Annotated in this window: 21 protein-coding genes; 7 read left to right on the top strand and 14 right to left on the bottom strand. The window is 41.7% G+C overall.

Annotated features, from left to right (window positions below):
• Positions 1-1,111, bottom strand: a 1,111-nt coding sequence (locus RI561_RS12985) for an AMP nucleosidase (RefSeq protein ID WP_395080677.1), incomplete at its 3' end; no start/stop codon positions are given.
• A 2-nt stretch (positions 1,112-1,113) separates the two neighbouring features.
• Here RI561_RS12985 and RI561_RS12980 point away from each other — a divergent pair.
• Complete coding sequence (locus RI561_RS12980; protein ID WP_395080676.1) at positions 1,114-1,689, top strand: NUDIX hydrolase; 576 nt, start codon at positions 1,114-1,116, stop codon at positions 1,687-1,689.
• Positions 1,690-1,807: 118 nt separating this feature from the next.
• Positions 1,808-2,680 (top strand): DUF72 domain-containing protein, encoded by an 873-nt coding sequence (locus RI561_RS12975; protein ID WP_395080675.1) that lies wholly within the window; start codon positions 1,808-1,810, stop codon positions 2,678-2,680.
• Here the strand turns inward: RI561_RS12975 and RI561_RS12970 are convergent.
• On the bottom strand, positions 2,677-3,285 hold the full coding sequence (locus tag RI561_RS12970; protein ID WP_395080674.1) for a hypothetical protein: 609 nt from the start codon (positions 3,283-3,285) through the stop codon (positions 2,677-2,679). The two genes, RI561_RS12975 and RI561_RS12970, sit on opposite strands and share 4 nt — an antisense overlap.
• Before the next feature lie 94 nt (positions 3,286-3,379).
• Here RI561_RS12970 and RI561_RS12965 point away from each other — a divergent pair, with 94 nt between their 5' ends.
• Positions 3,380-4,288: a RimK family alpha-L-glutamate ligase gene (locus tag RI561_RS12965; protein WP_395080673.1), complete on the top strand. Its 909-nt coding sequence runs from the start codon at positions 3,380-3,382 to the stop codon at positions 4,286-4,288.
• A 1-nt stretch (position 4,289) separates the two neighbouring features.
• On the opposite strand, the gene RI561_RS12960 is transcribed toward RI561_RS12965, so the two are convergent.
• From RI561_RS12960 to RI561_RS12905, 12 genes are all read right to left on the bottom strand, one after another.
• Positions 4,290-5,024 carry a DUF1499 domain-containing protein gene (locus tag RI561_RS12960; protein WP_395080672.1) on the bottom strand — a complete coding sequence of 245 codons (735 nt, stop codon included), beginning with the start codon at positions 5,022-5,024 and terminating at the stop codon, positions 4,290-4,292.
• Positions 5,025-5,151: 127 nt separating this feature from the next.
• On the bottom strand, positions 5,152-5,706 hold the full coding sequence (locus RI561_RS12955) for an adenylate kinase (RefSeq protein ID WP_395080671.1): 555 nt from the start codon (positions 5,704-5,706) through the stop codon (positions 5,152-5,154).
• A 109-nt stretch (positions 5,707-5,815) separates the two neighbouring features.
• Positions 5,816-6,166, bottom strand: a complete 351-nt coding sequence (rplS, locus tag RI561_RS12950; protein ID WP_395080670.1) for a 50S ribosomal protein L19 — start codon at positions 6,164-6,166, stop codon at positions 5,816-5,818.
• Positions 6,167-6,207: 41 nt separating this feature from the next.
• Positions 6,208-6,900 carry a tRNA (guanosine(37)-N1)-methyltransferase TrmD gene (gene trmD, locus RI561_RS12945; RefSeq protein WP_395080678.1) on the bottom strand — a complete coding sequence of 231 codons (693 nt, stop codon included), beginning with the start codon at positions 6,898-6,900 and terminating at the stop codon, positions 6,208-6,210.
• 3 nt (positions 6,901-6,903) lie between these two features.
• Positions 6,904-7,443 (bottom strand): ribosome maturation factor RimM, encoded by a 540-nt coding sequence (rimM, locus tag RI561_RS12940; protein ID WP_395080669.1) that lies wholly within the window; start codon positions 7,441-7,443, stop codon positions 6,904-6,906.
• Positions 7,444-7,458: 15 nt separating this feature from the next.
• A complete protein-coding gene (rpsP, locus tag RI561_RS12935) occupies positions 7,459-8,415 on the bottom strand; it encodes a 30S ribosomal protein S16 (protein ID WP_395080668.1) in 957 nt (318 codons plus the stop codon).
• 35 nt (positions 8,416-8,450) lie between these two features.
• Positions 8,451-9,791, bottom strand: coding sequence for a signal recognition particle protein (ffh, locus tag RI561_RS12930; protein WP_395080667.1), 1,341 nt, complete (start codon positions 9,789-9,791; stop codon positions 8,451-8,453).
• Between the two features lie 390 nt (positions 9,792-10,181).
• Positions 10,182-11,375, bottom strand: coding sequence for a pyridoxal phosphate-dependent aminotransferase (locus RI561_RS12925; RefSeq protein ID WP_395080666.1), 1,194 nt, complete (start codon positions 11,373-11,375; stop codon positions 10,182-10,184).
• Between the two features lie 89 nt (positions 11,376-11,464).
• Positions 11,465-11,974, bottom strand: coding sequence for a pantetheine-phosphate adenylyltransferase (gene coaD / locus RI561_RS12920; protein WP_395080665.1), 510 nt, complete (start codon positions 11,972-11,974; stop codon positions 11,465-11,467).
• Positions 11,975-11,986: 12 nt separating this feature from the next.
• Positions 11,987-12,547: a 16S rRNA (guanine(966)-N(2))-methyltransferase RsmD gene (gene rsmD / locus RI561_RS12915; protein ID WP_395080664.1), complete on the bottom strand. Its 561-nt coding sequence runs from the start codon at positions 12,545-12,547 to the stop codon at positions 11,987-11,989.
• Between the two features lie 89 nt (positions 12,548-12,636).
• Entirely contained in the window at positions 12,637-13,497 is an 861-nt protein-coding gene (locus RI561_RS12910) for a hypothetical protein (RefSeq protein WP_395080663.1), read from the bottom strand.
• Entirely contained in the window at positions 13,497-13,970 is a 474-nt protein-coding gene (locus RI561_RS12905) for a hypothetical protein (RefSeq protein ID WP_395080662.1), read from the bottom strand. The genes RI561_RS12910 and RI561_RS12905 overlap by 1 nt, the downstream gene beginning before the upstream one ends.
• 173 nt (positions 13,971-14,143) lie before the next feature.
• Between RI561_RS12905 and RI561_RS12900 the strand changes: the two genes are divergently transcribed.
• The 4 genes from RI561_RS12900 to RI561_RS12885 all read left to right on the top strand — a co-directional run bounded on the left by RI561_RS12900 (position 14,144) and on the right by RI561_RS12885 (position 17,443).
• The gene (locus RI561_RS12900) at positions 14,144-15,454 is read left to right on the top strand and encodes an MATE family efflux transporter (RefSeq protein ID WP_395080661.1); all 1,311 of its coding nucleotides are present in this window, start codon (positions 14,144-14,146) and stop codon (positions 15,452-15,454) included.
• Positions 15,455-15,526: 72 nt separating this feature from the next.
• Positions 15,527-16,420, top strand: coding sequence for a YihY/virulence factor BrkB family protein (locus tag RI561_RS12895; protein ID WP_395080660.1), 894 nt, complete (start codon positions 15,527-15,529; stop codon positions 16,418-16,420).
• A gap of 18 nt (positions 16,421-16,438) precedes the next feature.
• Positions 16,439-16,960 carry a SixA phosphatase family protein gene (locus RI561_RS12890; protein WP_395080659.1) on the top strand — a complete coding sequence of 174 codons (522 nt, stop codon included), beginning with the start codon at positions 16,439-16,441 and terminating at the stop codon, positions 16,958-16,960.
• 132 nt (positions 16,961-17,092) lie between these two features.
• Entirely contained in the window at positions 17,093-17,443 is a 351-nt protein-coding gene (locus RI561_RS12885; RefSeq protein ID WP_395080658.1) for a hypothetical protein, read from the top strand.
• The last annotated feature ends 170 nt before the right edge of the window (positions 17,444-17,613 follow it).

Genomic DNA, 17,613 nt, shown 5'->3' with positions numbered 1-17,613 from the left:
TATCCTTCACCATTTGGAGAGCATCAATAACCATTTTAAGGTGTAATTCTTTAGAATTTTGATAGAAGGACTGAGCCGCCTGAGATAATTTTGGCTTGCCGTGAAGGGGTTTATCACTCACACAAAGCAGCGTGGCATGTGGAATGCGGTATCGAAATCCGTTGGTGGCAACCGTTGAAGATTCCATATCGACCGCAACACTTCTGCTCATATGGATTTCTTCTACCGTTTTGGCTTTAGAAAACTCCCAGTTTCGGTTGGAGGTAGTATATACCGTTCCAATACGGTGCTTCATTTCATTTTGATCGAGTATCTCCTGCATGTACCGATTCAAGATGTAATTTGGAGAAACGGGAATACCGATCGGAAACAGATCATCTAATACTTGGTCGGCGCGGTAGTATCCGTTGGCTAACACAAAATCCCCAATATCCTGATGGTTGCGAAGCCCGCCGCAGTGCCCCACCATCACCATCGCATCGGGACGCAGAACCCCGACATGATCGGTAATAGTTTTTGCATTGGAAGGTCCGATACCAATATTTACTAAAGTTACTCCGGAATTTTTGTCCATTTTATGATGATAAGCCGGCATCTGAACTCCCTCCCGTGCCGGTTTTTCGCAATCAGGGAACATCTCCAGAAATACTTCTACATGCATATCGTAGTTGGTGAACAGGATATAGCGCTGGAAATCTTCGGGTTTGGTACCGGTGTAATGTTGCAGACGATCCAGAGAAATATCGATGCGCTCGGCCCGAAACAGAAATAATTTCTTTTGGGTGATATTCCAATCGTTTTCATCCAGGTTGTCGAACAATAAAGGATCATGCAGTGGAAGTACATCACGAGACGGTTTAATAAAAACGGTAGCATCATTTTGCAGCAGGCGCTCAATCTCACGTTTAAGATACCAGCGATATGCTTTGGGTTGAGCTAATTCTCCGTCAATAACAGGGTTGTGCTTACTCCACGAACGTTCTACGATCATCTTTGGATATTTCCCGGAGGCATAAATATCCTCCATCAGATCCAACGCTTTATCAATAGCTTTTTTAAGTTCTGAATCTGAGGAAAATTGATCTTGAACTAATTTCAGCGTGTCCGACATTTATGAATACCCGTGATTTTGAATTTTCGATTGAACCGTGGATAACCACGAAGGAAGAACTCAAATATACGACGAATATCTTCAAACTTTTAAGTCGAGATATGAAATTGGAGTCGGAAGGTCATTCAGCTTCATTTTCTATTATTGAGGCTCCGGAATGGATGAATGTAATCCCACTAACTTCGGAGAATGAGGTCGTGTTAGTAGAGCAATATCGATATGGTATTGAAGAGCCAACCCTGGAACTGCCCGGTGGCATGGTTGATTCGGATGAAACCCATAATGAGACAGCCAAAAGAGAGTTACTGGAAGAAACAGGATTTTCAGGCGATAAATGGTATTACCTGGGAAAGGTGAGCTCAAATCCTGCTTTTCTTACCAACTACACGCATTTGTATGTAGCTCAAAATTGTCAGAAAATTAAGGAGCAGGAGCTTGATGGCAATGAGCGAATTAATGTGCACCTGCTCCCGCTGAATGATTTTTTAGCCATGGTGAAAGAGGGAGCGGTTCACCATTCTTTGGTAGTAGCTGCTGTAGCAAAATATTTACTATGGGAGCGCAACCAGGATCAATAAATTTAAAATATTTTTGTATCTCAGCTTGGGTTCAATAGAGTCCAAAAAGCATAAATTTTAATTTTGCCGTAAAAGTTTAAATTAAAGTGGGTGCTGAAATTAGTTCAACAAACAATACGTGAGTCACAAATATTTGCCATATCACCTTGGATGCACCGTTTGGAGCCTTCCGGAATGGAAAGGGGAGTTCTACACGGATGATGCCAAGCCATCTCAATTTTTGACTCAATATGCGTCCGTTTTTAACTCTGTAGAAGGAAATACCACCTTTTATAATGTACCGGATGAATCAGTGATAGAGAAATGGGGACAGCAAACTCCCAAGGGTTTTAAATTTTGCTTTAAGTTTCCAAGGCACATCACCCACGAAAAAAGGCTGCATAACGTAAGGGGACACGTCATAGATTTTGTTCGTTTATTTGAGCCAATCAGAGATAAGGTGGGCCCATTTATGATTCAGCTTCCGGAAACATTTTCTTCGAATGAGCTTTATCGACTGGAGGATGTTTTTTCAGTGGTGCCGAAGTCGTTTAGTTATTCTGTTGAAGTGCGTCATAAAGATTTTTTCGATCACGGTAAGCATGAAAGAAACCTGATTTCTTTGCTTAAAAGTTATGAAGTGGATCGGGTTATTTTTGACACCCGAAAGCTGCATTCCACCAAATCTAACGAAGCTTCGATTATAGAGGCCCAAAAGAAAAAGCCAAAAGTGCCTGTGAGATTTGACACTACAGCATCCCGTCCGGTTTTAAGATATGTTGGTACTAACGATATTCTGAATAACGAGCCCTATTTAAAAGAATGGGCCATTATTGTGGCAGAGTGGATAAAGGATGGTTTGCATCCATATGTATTTATTCATGCCCCGAACAAAGTAGATCAGCCCAAGCTGTGTAAGCATTTTCATGAACAACTTTCTGAACTCATTTCACTTCCTGAATTAAAACCATGGCCCTATGAGCGACAGGATAAGCAGCTGGGTTTATTTTAATGTCGCTCTTTAAGCAATCCTATCATCGCAGTACTTTCTATTATATCCAGTTTCTTGAGTTCATCCATGAGGTCTATTTCTTTGCCGGGTTCTGTTTCGATGACAGCTGTGCGACTGCCGCTCCACGTCATTTTAAAAGATAAGTCCGGGAATTGCATACGTAACTCATCGACCGATTTTTTATTGGCCTCCAGCTTCAATTGAATCATAGTAAACTCGGTAGGCATGATGTCTGTGTTCTCTTTGATTTTTTTTAAGATTTCGGGATCCGCTCCTTGCTGCTGAGATAAAATTTCAGACTCATTGATTACCATGTTCACCCATTTATTTTCTTTTAGAGCCGTCAGTTGCTCTTCTGATATTTCACCTTGAATGGACAACAGGATAGGCTTGAATTCAGTGCTGACAATTTTGTGTCCCTTTTCCTTCATTTGCTGAAGCGCAGAATCAGGATGTATAGCATCGGTGAACGTGGCTTGAATGGAACCGGCTTTAAGTCCGTATTCTCCGCTTTGAAGTTGCTTCAGTTCGGTATCATCAATATTCTGAGCAAAAATAGCAGGGGCTATGAATAACAGAACTATTAAAAGGAATCGGATTTTCATAAGGCAGTGAAATTATTTTGCATTCATTATATAATAACTAAATGCGCAGAAATTTCAAGTGACATATTTGAAAGATATCTGTACTATTAAAAGCATGAAATCCTATGATATTACTTTATTGACCGAATCCCGGTACGTCTCCCCGGCAAATCCAAATCAATACGTACGCAATCTTTTGAAAGAAGACCGTTTGGTGAAAGAGGCTCTGGAAGCGAAAGGGCTGAAAGTTTGCCGTAAAGATTGGGCTGATGAAGAATTTGACTGGTCAAAAACACGAAATATCCTATTCAGAACCAACTGGGATTATTTTGATAGATATGAGGAATTTACTGAATGGCTTCAGTCCGTTTCATTGAAAACAAATTTCATAAATTCGATAGAGCTGGTTAGTTGGAATTCCGATAAACACTATTTGGCTGATTTGTCTAAAAAGGGAATCCGAATTATTTCAACTCGTTATCTTCCATTAAATTCCCATTTGGATATTGAAGAACTGAAAAACTTAACCGGCTGGGAAAATATGGTCATAAAGCCGACAGTGGGAGGGGCCGGACGTCATACCTATAAAATCACCCCGAAAAATATTGGGGAGATGTCGATGAAATTGGCTCCCCTAATGAAACGAGAAGATTTTATGATTCAGCCTTTTCAGTATTCAGTGGCAGAAGTTGGAGAAGTTTCGATGATGATTTTTGGGAATGAATTTAGTCATGCAGTATTAAAGAAAGCCAAGCCCGGTGATTTCCGAGTACAAGATGATCATGGAGGTACCGTACATCACTATGAACCTACCCAAGAAGAAATTGAGTTTGCTCTTTCAGCTGTTGAAGCTTGTCCAAGCCTTCCGGCATATGCACGTGTCGATATTATAAGAGATAATGATGGGGTATTGGCTGTATCAGAATTAGAGATTATTGAACCGGAACTTTGGTTTCGATTTAAGCCTGAGGCAGCTCCTCTATTAGCTGATCAAGTACTAAAGAGCATCAACAATAATAGCTGACTTAATTGTTAAACTCGTCGATATAAGTTCTAATACGTTTGGCATTCACTCCCAGGTCACCCCGTCCAATTCTGGATTTTGAGCGAATGTCAATGCGACTTCCCGTTTCGGTGGTATCAACCCGAATGACCACATCGTCAATAAATCCATACCAAGCCACCTTATCATAGGCTTCAATTCGGCCTTCCTGCCGGTTTTCATCAACCAACGTCCACGACATATCATTGGCAGTTTCTAATGCTCGATCATAGGCTTCATCATAATTTAAAGCTATTTCAATAGGTTCGATATCTCCATAGTATGCCTCTTGAGCTGCAGCCGCTTCACCACGAACATACTCCGGCGGGTTGGGAGCATCAGCTCTTAAAGGAACAATGGCATCAAATTCAGGAGGGTTTAATGTATCTGTGCTAATATCATGGATGGGGGGATAGCCTTTTTGAATTTCAAGATACCAGTAGCCGATATTGAGAAGCGCAATTAAGGCCAATGCAATTCCCAAATACCCCAGAATAGTTTGATTTTGAGAACGGTCTGAGATTTTGAAAAAACCTATGGCCGCTATTATTCCACCTAAAACAGCGCCACCGGTTCCCCAGGGGATCATGCTAAACCCGGTACTAAAATGCCACCATCCCCATTGGTATCCATAACCGGACAAAAGAACAGTTAAGGCTCCAATTATAGCCAGTGAAGCTCCCCACGTAATTAAGTTATTTGCAGTGTTAGCTTTCATTATATCGTCCGATTTATATTAAATATTCAGATCAATATACATGAAATTGGGCATTTTTCGTTCCGCATAAAAAAACCCGCACGTTCTGGCAATGTGCGGGTTTCAAAATTCAATACTGAAACTAAGATTAATTCAATACTTCTTTAATACCGTTGAAGATCTCATCAATAGATCCCAAACCATCAATCTTTTGAACTTTCCCTTGTTTCTCGTAATAATTCATGACCGGCTGTGTTTCTTCTCTGTAAACTTCCAGTCGGGTTTTAATTTTCTCTTCCGTATCATCACTGCGGTCTTCGCCACGGGAAAGAATACGTTTGATTAGCTCTTCTTCGGGTACCGTCAGTGAGATAAAGGCATCCAGCTCGTCATCATTTTCATTCAGAAACTCATCAAAAGCTTTAGCCTGAACTACCGTTCTTGGGAAACCGTCAAGGATATATCCATCTTTATACTTCTCCTTTTTCAGTTCATCGGCTACGAGGTCTACAACGGTTTCGTCGGGTACAAGTTCGCCGGAGTCTAAAATTGACTTCACCTTCACGCCAAGCGGAGTTTTGTTTTTAATAGCTGCCCTGAAAATATCGCCCGTTGATAGATGGGGGATATTGTATTCGTCCTGCAGTTTTTTTGCTTGTGTGCCTTTGCCTGCACCCGGAGGACCAAACAGAATAATATTCATGTAAACGTGATTAGTTTAAAGGCTTAAAAATAAAATAAAGGCAGTTTTCTTCGCCCAAAGGCTAAAAGAAATTGCTTGATACATTAGAGTAAATGGAAGAAAAGAGTATTTAGTTCTTAACTTCTTTTTCTTTAATTCGAGCTGCTTTACCCTGTCGTTCGCGCAGGTAAAATAATTTTGAGCGACGGACTTTACCTTTTTTCTTCACTTCAATTTTAGCAATAAAAGGGGAGTTTAGCAGGAACACACGTTCAATACCAACACCGGCAGTAATTTTACGCACGGTGAACGTTTTATTTGGTCCGCTTCCTCGCTCAGATAGTACGATACCTTCGTACTGCTGAATACGTTCTTTTTCTCCCTCGCGTACACGATAGTGCACATTCACGGTATCTCCGGCAGTAAAGTGAGGAATTTCCTCATTGATCAGGCTTTGTTCTACAAGTTTTAGCTTATCCATGATTTATGATTTTAAACCCCCGACAACTTCGGGGACTGTTATTAATGTTCTTTCTTAAATTTTTTGTATAAATCGCTTCGCCGTTCTTTAGTCTTTTTTTCGGACTGCTCCTGCTTCCATTCGGCTACTTTTTTGTGATCTCCGGATAGCAGTACATCAGGTACTTTCAATCCTTTAAATTCAGAAGGCCTCGTAAATACAGGTGCTTCCAGCAGTCCATCCTGAAATGAATCATTTAATGCGCTTCCGGCATCTCCCAATACACCGGGAATAAGCCGGACAACGGCATCGGTTATGGCCAAGGCAGGAATTTCTCCTCCCGAAAGCACATAATCACCAATGGAAAATTCTTTGGTGATGAGTTCATCTCGTACTCGCTGATCTACTCCTTTATAATGCCCGCATAAAATGATAATGTTTTGTTTCAGTGATAATGCATTAGCATCAGCCTGTTCAAAAACATCGCCATCAGGGGCAGTGAATATGAGTTCATCATAATCTCGCTCGGACTGAAGGTGCTCAATACAGCTAAAAATAGGCTGTGGCGTTAACACCATACCGGGCTCTCCGCCATATGGATAGTCATCTATTTTGTTGTGCTTGTCTTCGGTATAATCCCGGAGATCGTGCACGTGAATTTCCACCAGTTCCTTCTCGATGGCCCGCTTCACAATACTGTGTTTTAGCGGACTCTCAAGCAATTCGGGAACAGCGGATATGATGTCGATTCGCATCATTTAAATGCCCTCCAGCTCATCAAGGTTTTGGCAATAGATGTTCCCATCGCGGGTATCGCGCACAAAATGTTCGATATAGGGAATGAGCCGGCTTCCCGAGGTAGTTGCAACCACCAAAATGGGATGCGCCGGGTTTTCCATTACATCAATCACTAAACCGATTGATTCATTATCATCATCAAAAACTTCATGATCGATAAGTGAGTTTTCAGTTTCGGCTTCAGGCTCTATGAAAGACTCGGCTTCTTCTACTTCCAGAAAAATGCCTTTGCCTTTTAAAGCTTCAGCCGCTGTGCGATCAGCGATATGATCAAATTGTACAAAGAACGAAAATTGATTTCTTTTATCCTCAACCCAAAAATCTAAAATGCGGGCAGGAATAAAATCGCCCCGATCGTTGCGCAAATAAACCAAGTTTAACTCCTCGGCCTTTCCAGGATCATCTAAATCAAAGAAAACTTTGAGATAGCCATCGAGGCCGTGGGCTTCTTCAATGTAGCCCACTTGGGTAAATCCCGGTGTAATGGCGTCCCGATTCATAGGCGCCGGATTAAATTATCCTTCTTCTTGTTTACTTTCCCAAGCACGCTGAACCGTTACACGGTCTTCATCGTCGGGAACAAATCCTTCAAGGTCATCCAAATCAGTGTTGTTGATATGGTCGATGGCCTCTTTGGCTGTCATATCAGTAGAAACCTGATCGGAAGCATCGTCATCTTCTTCTTTTTCCTCTTCTTCTGAATCATCTTCACCATCTTCAGAAGGGGCTTCATCTTCGGTTTCTTCTTCATCAGCTGATTCATCCTCGTCAGACTCGTCTTCGTCTGTTTCTTCAGCTTTCTCTTCTTCAGGCTCTTCGTCTTCTGCCTGATCCTCCTGAGTTTCTTCAGCTGCTTCAACTTCATCAGAAGTTTCTTCCTTAGCTTCTGCTTCGGTAGTCTCTTCAGCTTCTGTGGTTTCTTCATCAGCTGATTCTTCAGATTCTGCTTTTTCTAAAGCTTCTTCAATTTTATCAGCTTCTGATTTTGGAGCGTCATCTTCTTCTTTCTCAGCTTCAGCAGCGGCTTTTTCAGCTTCTACTTCTGCAGCAGCCTGTTTAGCTTTTTTCTGAAGTTGCTCTTTATATTCTTTTTCTTCGGCAGCAAGAACGGCTTTATAGTCTTCTTTGCGGCTGGCAGCATCTTCTTTCTTGGAATCTCTGTATTCCTTCCACTCGGCCAATGCCTTTTCAATTTCTTCTTCGCTCTTGCCCCAGTTTTTGAGGTGACGCTTGTACAACAACCCTTCACGACGAAGAATTTTGTTTACTGTGTCGGTGGGTTGAGCTCCGGTATCTAACCAGTAAAAAATGCGGTCTTCATTCAATTCAACCACTTTCTTTTCGGTTACGTTATCGTAATAACCTACGCGCTCAACAATTCTACCGTCACGAGCTTCGTGTTTTTCGGCAACTACGATATGCCAGATAGGTCGTTTTTTACGTCCTTTGCGTTGTAATCTGATTCTTAACAATGCTATTCTCCAATATTGGTTTTAGTTATAAGTTCTTATCGGCCGATCGGCAGATTTTTCAGTCCCTGAAGCGCACGTCCGGCTTTACCCATCTTCGACATGGTCTTCATCATTTTTTTCATTTGATCGAACTGTGTCATGAGTTGATTTATCTCACGAACTTTGGTGCCAGAACCTTTCGCTATTCGCCGCCTACGGCTTCCATTTAATAGCTCGGGATTCTGACGCTCCTCCGGCGTCATTGATAAGATTATAGCTTCAATCGGTTTGAATGCATCATCATCGATTTCAGTATCATCCAATGCTTTGCTGGCGCCGGGAATCATATTGACAAGATCACCGAAGTCTCCCATCTTCTTGATCTTTTGGATTTGCTCGAGAAAGTCATTCAGGTCGAATTTATCCGACTTAATTTTCTTTTGAAGTTGTTCAGCTTCTTTCTCGTCAAATTCTTTTTGAGCTTTTTCAACAAACGATACCACATCTCCCATACCCAAAATACGCTGGGCCATTCGGTCGGGATAAAACGGAGAGAGAGCTTCCAGCTTTTCGCCGGTACTCACAAATTTGATGGGCTTGTTTACAACGGTTTTAATAGATAATGCAGCACCACCGCGGGTGTCACCATCCAGTTTGGTTAAAACTACACCGTCGTAATTAATACGTTCGTTAAATTCTTTGGCTGTGTTAACAGCATCCTGCCCGGTCATAGCATCGACCACAAACAGGATCTCATGAGGATTGACGGCTTCCTTAATTTCCGCAACCTCATTCATCATTTTCTCATCTACATGTAAACGACCCGCGGTATCAATGATAACCGTGTCGAGTGCCAAACTTTTAGCCATGGAAACGGCTTCTTTAGCTACGCGAACGGCATCTTGCTGTTCGATGGAATACACCGGAACATCAATTTGAGAGGCGAGTGTCTTAAGCTGGTCTGCAGCGGCAGGGCGATAAACATCGGCGGCAGCAAGAAGAGGATTCCTTTTATGCTCCTGCTTTAAGTGTCGGGCTAACTTACCGGTAAAGGTTGTTTTACCCGAACCCTGAAGTCCGGCTATAAGAATTACAGTAGGTGGGGTGTGAGCTTGTGCGATATCGACCCGTTCACCACCGAATGTTTCAACCAGCTTGTCGTGCACAATTTTTGTGAACTGTTGGCCGGGGTTAACACTGGTGAGTACATCGGAGCCAAGCACCTGCTCTTTAATATCATCTGTAAACTGGCGGGCTACCTCATAATTAACGTCAGCATCGAGCAATGCACGGCGAATTTCACGGACAGTCTCCGCGATATTCACATCTGTGATACGAGCTTCCCCCTTCAGGGATTGAAACGCTTTGTCTAATTTTGAGGATAAATCTTCAAACATTTTGTTAAATCAGTTTTTCTCCGCCAATTACAGAGCCTGTAAAAATACGGGTTCTTTTTCGTGTTATCAACAACAATGTGGATAAATGTTTTTGGGTGGAGTGATTAAGTGAAAACTGATGAAGTAGGTTTTGGCTTATGACCAATAAAATCTTACACACTGCTTGTCCAAGCGTCCGCTTGGATGAACTCTTTTGTAAATAACCTTTACGCCCAGTTTAATTAAGCATGGCTGTATAAATTCGATGGGTTTCAAAATTCTTTAAGCTTAAATCCAACTACGTAGGTCGGCCAGCTTTGTCGGGTCAATGTGATATGAAAAAGACTTAACGGGCTTTGGCTACCCGGGCGGATTACCAATCCGCCCTACGTTTCCAAAGATTTAATTACCTCAAGAAAGACTTTTCAAACCTTCTTTGAATCGTTTCATGGCTTCTTCCAAATCTTCCATGGACGCTGCATAGCTTAGACGTACTCCGTTGGGTTCACCGAAAGCGTCACCGGGGACAAGCGCCAGTCCGTATTCATCAAGTAGGTAAAGGCAAAGGTCGGTAGAGGTTTCGATGGATTTGCCATCAGGTTTTTTGCTGCCCAGGTAAGTTGAGATATCAGGAAATACATAAAAGGCGCCACCGGGAGTAAAGCAACTTACGCCATCCAGTGAATTAAGAGCATTAACCAAATAATCACGCCGTTTTTTAAATTGATCGCGCATGCCTTTGACTTCATCGAGACTTCCTTTATAAGCGGCTTCACCGGCTTTTTGGGAAATGGAAGAAGGAGCCGAAGTTTCCTGACTCTGAATCTTGGAAACAGCCGATACAATTTCATTTGAAGCCGCCAGGTAGCCAAGTCGCCAGCCTGTCATCGCAAACCCTTTAGAAAAGCCGTTAATTAATACGACCCTGTCTTTCAAATCAGGCGCAACATTCAAGATGCTTACATGCTCACCTTCAAAAACGATGTATTCATAAATTTCATCTGAAATAATATACACCTGTGGATGCTTGCGTAATATTTCAGCCAGTCCTTCAAGTTCTTCCTTAGAATACTGTGCTCCGGTGGGATTGGAGGGTGAGCATAAAATAAGGGCCTTTGTTTTATCGGTGATGGCTTCTTCAAGCTGATCTGGCGTGAGCTTGAAATTATTCTCAAAAGAAGTGCGCACTACAACGGATTCACCTTCAGCCAGTCGCACCATCTCAGGGTAAGAAACCCAGTAGGGAGCCGGAATGATCACTTCATCGCCGGGATCAACCAAAGCCAATACAGAAAACCCAACGGACTGTTTTGCCCCATTGGAGCAAATAATTTGAGATGGGTCAAATTCTAGCTTGTTATCCCGCAACAACTTGGCACAAATAGCCTCCCTCAGCTCAGGAGTACCGGGATTCATCGTGTACCCATGGAAACCATCATTAATTGCTTTAATAGCAGCATCACAAATATGGCGGGGCGTTTTGAAGTCAGGTTCCCCGGCGCTCAGAGATACAATAGATTTACCCTGTCTTTTTAATTCTTTGGCGCGACCGGTTACTTTTAGGGTGGCTGAAGGTTGTAATTGTTGTGCTCTTTTTGAGATCATGGGTTAGTATGTGTTTGAGAGTATGCAATCTTGATCGGGAGAAATATAGGAGATAAGGGAATAAAGTTACTCCAAAATTCCTTATTCCCTTATTCCTTATTCCCTTTTTCATTCATAAATTTTTCTTTGAGGGCTTTTTCTACGTCTTTAGGTACAAAGGAACTTAGGTCACCATCCCAGTAAGCCACTTCCTTTACGATGGAGGCCGAAATAAAAGTAAACTCCTCATCAGGCATTAAGAAAATGGTGTCAATTTCAGGAGCAAGGCGTTTATTGGTTAGTGCCATACGGAATTCGTATTCAAAATCTGAAATTTGACGTACACCACGAACTAAGGTATCGGCTTTCATGTCTTTAGCGTGATCAACCAAAAGCCCTGTAAATTGATTTACTTTCACATTTTTAGCCCATGCTTTACCTGAGATACATTTCTTTATAAGTTCAACCCGCTCATCACCCGTAAAAACAGCGCTTTTTTCTTTATTAACTGCAACGGTTACAATCACTGTTTCAAATAATTTGGTGGCTCGTTCCAGGATGTCGAGATGTCCGTTGGTGATTGGATCAAAAGAACCGGGATAAAGGGCAATGGTTTTCATAAGTATGGGATTTTATTGTGAGTCCGAATCTACCGGATGCTTTTCAAAGATGCTAACAATGGTTCGCCCATATGCTTTTGAAAACGAACAGTGCGGATGATCGGTAAAATCTTTGTATTTGTCGTGCTCCAGTATGAACCAACCCTCGTCGGTTAACCAGTTTTCGGATAGTACCTGTTCTATCATTTCATCCATAAAAGGATAGTCGTAAGGAGGATCACAAAAGATAAAATGATGAGGTGTCGCCATTCCATTTAGATATTGTTGAACATCGGCACAGACGATACGCATCTGATCATCAATCCCGAACTTCTTAGCTATGCGTTCAATTTGTTTCACATTATCGGGATCTCTTTCTACGGCTGTCACATGTTTTGTGCCTCTTGAAATGGCTTCAAAACCAAGATTCCCCGATCCGGCAAAAAGATCTAGTATGATGGTGCCCTCCATAAATACCCGGGCCTCAATCAAGTTGAAAATACTTTCTTTGGTGCGATCGGTGGTAGGACGTACATCAAGTCCTTTGGGAATATTAAAATGGAGACCCTTTAACTTTCCGGTAATAATCCGCATGACGGAAGCCTCAAAATTTTGAAATTAGGATGATATAATTCACCCCTAAATTTAACATTTAAAATTGAGCATTTAGAATTCCAAAGGGATTAAAAATCGAGGCTCAGTAAAATAGCCGGGAAGGCTGCAGCAAGATCAAAACCATACGTTTCTTCTTCTGCTTCAACCCCGATGGTTTTGAGGGAATTAAGATGTGTAATTTCAGCAGAGCTGTCCCAAAAGCCTTGAATAACTTGTTCAACTTCATGGCTTTGATGGCCAAACAGGTAAATAGTTTCATGCAAACCTTTTAACCAGCTGGAATGAGCGGATTGTTGCAGCCAATGATAAGGAAGGTCTTCCGGCTGATCGAAGGAGATATAGGTGGCTGCCCTGAACTTGCCCAATAAAAATGAGGTAATGGAGATAATATTATTGTGGCACCCAATCATCAAAAAAGAGCCACCGGGTTTGGCGAAAGACGACCATTTTTGAGCCATTTCAAAATCGCTGCTAAAATCAGTTGTTGCTACCTGATTGGTTAATTCATCAAAACCGGCCATTAAATTACGGCGGCGCACCGACAGGAATTTATATTCGTTATTGTGAAGGGTGTGCCAAGTTGGTTCCAGGTGCTCCCTTTCAACGCCTTTCATCAAAATAGCCAGATGATCTTCCCGTTCGTCGGCATTATCGTAAACTACTTTTGGGAACACCGTCCAACATTCGTGAGCGGGATGGGTAAGTGCGCGAACCGATTTTATGTTATGCTCGGTCCTGAAGCGATCAAAGGTTGAGAGAACGTGTGGAAAATGGTCTTCGTGCTGACTGGTAATGGCTTCTATCAGGTTAAAGTTGAAATCAAAAGAGCCAATACGAAAAAGGTGTTTGTCTTTATTCGGATCATTGATAGAATAGAAAAGACGATCCGAGAAAAAACAAACACCTAAATTAGCAGAAGCGTCATCCATTAATTCCAGTTTGGCGCATTGCGCATCGTAGTTCGTTCAAGGCTACCTATGGCATCATCCGAGCCAGGATCTTCCAACAGGTAGATAGGAGGTCGCAACGTGTCATTTAATGTGTACTCAAACTTTGGATGCGGCGGACGCGGAGAATAAATTAAAGAATCGGGATTATAGGTCGTAAAGGTTCTTCCAAACAAAGTATCTCCCATAGCAATCATCATTGAATCCGTTTTAAGGAAATTCACTAAGCTGTCTAACCCACCTTCGGTAGGGGGGAAATTTCCATGCCGGGTTTGATATTGGATGATAGCATCTTTGGTATCAAGTAAACGAAAACGAACTTGTTCTGTCATGGCTTCTCGTTCTCTAACTTCCTGGTAAGGTGTTACGAGAGAGTCATATAGCCAATATGTTAACCCGATAATTAAAATTCCAAGTACAACGGTCAGGATTTTATTACGCGTTTCAATGTCCATGTGAAAAGCAAATGAGTTATGTAATTAAGTTTAATTCCTAAAAAATCGGAGAAAGAAAATACATGCACACCCTAAGATATGCAACTTTATAGGCTATACAAATAATATCAAATTATCATAGTTTCTGTACCCTTATTTTAAAAGCCGAATTTTAATTTATTAAACGCCACTTTTTGAACCGACAAATACTCCGGTTAGCCATACCAAATATCATCAGTAATCTTTCTGTGCCGTTGTTAGGGGCCATTGATACTGCGGTGGTAGGGCGTTTAGAACATGTCTATTATTTGGGAGCTATTGCGGTAGGCAGTATTATTTTTGATTTTATTTTTTGGGGATTCGGTTTTTTGCGGATGGGCACAACAGGGATGGTAGCTCAGGCTTATGGAGCTAATGATGAGCGCAAAACGCGGATCATTTTATTTCGGGTACTTTTGGTGGCAGCTGCGAGCAGTGTCTTTATTTTATTAGTACAGTATCCGCTGATTGATCTGTCACTTTATTTAGTAGACGCCTCGCCCGAAGTTGAAGAGTATACCCGTCTTTATTATCACATCAGGATTTTTGCGGCACCGGCCACGTTAGCTTTATTTGGATTAAATGGATGGTTCCTTGGAATGCAAAATTCCACCTACCCCATGATCATCACCATTTTCTTAAATATTGTAAATATTATCCTGAACCTTATTTTTGTGTTCCGGTTTAACATGACAGTGGATGGAGTAGCAACCGGCAGTTTAGTAGCAAGCTTTTTGGCATTAATTTTGGCCGTCATCCTATACAAAAAAAGGTATGGCGGGTTGAAGTTAGAGATTAAATGGGATGAGCTTATTGAAACCGAAGAGCTGAAGAAGTTCTTTTCCGTCAACCGGGATATTGTCATAAGAACCCTGTGCCTTATTTTTTCCTATGCTTTTTTCACGGCAAAGTCAGCTGAAATGGGAGATGTCGTGCTCGCAGCAAACACCATATTACTTCAAATGTGGTACATCAGCTCATATGGAACCGATGGATTTGCTTATGCGGCAGAGAGTTTGGTTGGGAAGTTTAAGGGAGCCGGGGATGATCGGAACCTAAAATCAGCAGTAACCGCAAATATGATGTGGGGTTTGGGACTGGGTTTATTGGGAACCATCACCTATGCGATATTCGATACAGAAATCATCGCCTTGTTTACGGATAAAGAAAATGTTGTTGCTGTAGCCATGTCTGTAGTCATTTGGTTGATCGTTGCGCCATTAATCAACAGCGTGTGCTTCATTTGGGATGGGGTGTATATTGGTGCAACCGCTACGGGAGCTATGAGAAATTCCATGTTGGTAGCCACTATCCTGGTGTACATTCCCGTTTACTTGATCAGTGAACCGTTTGCGGGAATTCATGCCCTTTGGATGGCCATGACTGCCTTTATGGTTGCAAGAGGAGTTATCTTGACGATGTATGCTCCTTCACGAATATTTGGAAATAAGTTTTCCAAGGAATGAGTGTAAGGCCTTTTATTGTTTATAGATGAAGGCACCATTTTAAGATTGACTAATAAAAATAAAAAGGTCCGTTTGAAGGAAATATTTCAACTTATTACAAAAGCCGTCAACTCATTCATGGAGGATAATGGCTTTCAATATAGCGCGGCGGTATCATTTTATACCCTGTTTTCACTCGCTCCTATTGTAATGATTGCAGTATATACGGCAGGTATTTTTGTAGGAAATGAAAGCGTGCTGCAAGAGTTAACCGGTTACTTAAATGAAAGCTTTGGGGAAGAAAGTTCACAAGCTGTATTGCTGTTGGTAGAAACCATACAGACCGACACCCGGAATATATTCTATTTGATAATGAGCATTGCTTTTTTAGTGGTTTCTGCAACTACCGTTTTTGTGCAATTTAAAGACTCGTTTAACCAAATATTTAACGTGGCAGCAAAGCCGGAAGTGGGATTCCTTAAGCTTCTGCTCAATCGCTTAATCGCTTTTGGAATGATCGTATTGCTGGGGGTGGCGATGATTACCTCTCTCATATTAGATTCTCTGCTGGTTGTATTTTTTGATTTCCTCTCCGAGAACTTTGAATCTGCAAATTTGGTGATGGCAGCAGTGGGAAGCAATATGCTCACAATTTTAATGATTTTTGGGGCAGTCGTTGTAATGTTCTACATCCTTCCAGATGTAAAAATAAGGTGGAGACCATTACTACTTGGCAGTTTTATTACCACGCTGTTATTAGTAATAGGAAAATTTGGGGTGGGGATTATTATAGGGAACAGTTCGCTGAATCAGCTTAGCGGGGCCTCTTCATCGGTTATAATTTTAATGTTGTGGGTGTACTACTCCAGTATTATTATATTTTTTGGAATCGAGTTGGTGAAAGTATTTGCAGAATTTTGGGAGGGCAATATAAAAGCTCGCAGGTTTACCCGTAAGATTACCGAATCACCAATTTTAAAAAAGTGACTAACGAACCTCTGACTTATGAAACAAATTTTATTGATGCGCCACGCCAAATCGAGCTGGGAAAATCCCGCTCTCAAAGATTATGATCGGCCGCTCAACGACCGGGGTAATAAAGACGCGCCCATGATGGGTACATTTATACGGGAAATAGGCTATAAACCCGGAGCAGTTATATCCTCCCCGGCGCAGCGTGCAAAAGAAACCACAAATTTGAGCATGGAAGCAGCCTCGGTAAACTCCGAACATATTCAATGGAGCGAAGATCTCTACTATGGTTCCATGCGGGAATATATTAAGGCCATACAATCTGTGGATGACCAAAATGAACGTGTATTACTAATTGGCCACAATCCGCTAATTGAAAACACAGCCGGAGTTTTAGCCGGCTCTGAGCAAAAAACGGCCATTAGGATGCCTACGGCTGCCTTAGTTTGCCTGGAGAGCTTTGCCGAAAAATGGGAAGATTTAGCCCCCGGAACCTGTCAGGTAAAATGGATGATGATCCCCAAAGTATTGAAAAAAACAGGGGCGAGTTATTAGGTGTTAGGTTTTAGGTTCCATCACTAACACCTAACACCTTGCGTCTAAAACCTGTCACCCAAAATGGCACATTTAGTACACTATTTGTTATATTGACCCAGCTAAAAAATTCAACCCAATTATTTACAGCAGATGCAATACCAACAAAATTTTTTCTATCTCTGCAAAACTCCATTAAGTGCGGAAGGCCCTGAGCACGTTGAAATTATAACCCGGTCCGAAGACAGCGAAGATTTCCCCAGGGTATTCAAAGAATTTGAGGAACTTCGCTCTCATGCTTTTAATGATGACGATATTTACAGCGTGGTTCGTGCCGATGATATCTATGAGCTGATAAGAACGAATACCGAGAAAAACGCCAAAGAAGAAGCCTACGAAAAAGCCGAGCAGGAAATTATAACCAACCTGCAACACCGCGTGATGCAAGACGGCGACGCCAATGCCAAAGGTATTTTAAAAGAAGTGTATGGTGTAGAAGATTAAACAGAACATTTTTTCTTCATTTAAAACCCCGGCTCTTTACAGAGCATGGGGTTTTTTATTGATTAATAATTTCAATGAGGTATATCATAAATCCTTTTGAACATACACTTGAGTATTGGAACCTCTGCCCGCAGTTATTGTTTAGTTAATTGAATATTCATAAAGAAAAT

The organism is Gracilimonas sp. (genome assembly GCF_031581265.1).
Taxonomy (GTDB): domain Bacteria; phylum Bacteroidota; class Rhodothermia; order Balneolales; family Balneolaceae; genus Gracilimonas.
This window is presented reverse-complemented; position numbering and strand designations above follow the sequence as displayed.